The 374-nt window shown below is 34.2% G+C and carries 1 protein-coding gene; it reads left to right on the forward strand.

The genetic code is table 11. The features are described from left to right. Positions 1 to 374 (forward strand): helix-turn-helix domain-containing protein (locus DDE80_RS14860; protein ID WP_153060957.1); only part of this gene is annotated, 374 nt, incomplete at both ends.

The raw sequence follows: 374 nt of genomic DNA on the forward strand, positions 1-374 counted from the left end.
AGGCAGTATTATTAGCCAAAACATTTGGTTGTGTTCGTCTTGTCTACAATAAGATGCTTGCGGAAAGACAAGCGACTTATGCAAAATACAAAGACGACAAGGAAATGCTTAAAAAGCAAAAGTTCCCGACACCAGCTAAATATAAAGACGAATTTCCATTCCTAAAAGAAGTGGATTCTTTAGCTTTAGCAAATGCACAAATGAACTTACAAAAGGCTTATAAGAATTTTTTTGAAGGCAATGCGGAATTTCCAAAGTTCAAAAACCGTAAGTCAAAACAGTCTTATACAACCAATCGAGTGAACGGAAATATCGAATTGCAAGATGGTCATATCAAATTACCTAAACTGAAATTAGTAAAAATCAAGCAACAT

This window comes from Metalysinibacillus jejuensis, assembly GCF_003057615.1.
Classification (GTDB): Bacteria; Bacillota; Bacilli; order Bacillales_A; family Planococcaceae; genus Metalysinibacillus; species Metalysinibacillus jejuensis.